This is a genomic window from Pelomicrobium sp. G1 (assembly GCF_051905455.1).
In the GTDB taxonomy this organism is placed as follows: Bacteria; Pseudomonadota; Gammaproteobacteria; order Burkholderiales; family UBA6910; genus Pelomicrobium.
On the sequence record NZ_JBQACR010000416.1, the window covers coordinates 1 to 258 of the forward strand.

Sequence of the window (258 nt, forward strand, 5' to 3'; positions counted from 1 at the left end):
GGGTTACGTGGCCGAGGGCTCGTGGGAGAACATCTTCATCGTACGCAACGGCGTGCTCTACACCCCAGACCTCACCTCCGCCCTGGAGGGCATCACCCGGGACACGGTAATCCAGCTCGCCCGGGAAGCGGGCCTCACCGTGGTGGAGAAGCGCATCACCCGGGACGAGGTGTACATCGCCGACGAAGCGTTTTTCACCGGCACCGCCGCGGAAGTAACCCCCATCCGGGAGCTGGACAATCGGATGATCGGTAACGG

1 protein-coding gene is annotated in these 258 nt (G+C 64.3%); it reads left to right on the forward strand.

Going from position 1 to position 258, the window contains the following annotated elements; genetic code table 11:
- On the forward strand, positions 1-258 hold a 258-nt coding region (locus ACTFO6_RS19060), incomplete at both ends, for an aminotransferase class IV (RefSeq protein WP_439935909.1).